The sequence below is a fragment of the Pseudomonas sp. 10C3 genome (assembly GCF_036346185.1).
Lineage (GTDB): Bacteria > Pseudomonadota > Gammaproteobacteria > Pseudomonadales > Pseudomonadaceae > Aquipseudomonas.
The window spans coordinates 1-242 of the sequence record NZ_JASJVE010000194.1; the positions used below are offsets into that span (position 1 = coordinate 1).

Consider the following 242-nt stretch of genomic DNA (forward strand, 5'->3'; position numbering starts at 1 on the left):
GTCCTGCGAGGCGTGCAGGTTGCACTGGATTTCTTGTTCGCGAAGGTCAACGGGTATCTGGGGTTCGAATTGGCGGGGGATGTTTTCGTCGAGATGATGGGCTAGATGTTTGTGGTGGTCGGCGGTGGTGTCTCCGCGATGGACTGCAACCGGACGGGGATTCGCCATGGCGCGATATGGGTGACCTGTGCTTATCGTGGCGTCGTAGGGATCATGCCCGGCTCGCGTTTTGAAGTGTTGAT

At 57.9% G+C, this 242-nt stretch carries 1 pseudogene; it reads left to right on the forward strand.

The window, feature by feature from the left end:
* Positions 1-242 (forward strand): annotated as a pseudogene (locus QN399_RS26595) (glutamate synthase small subunit); the annotation flags it as partial.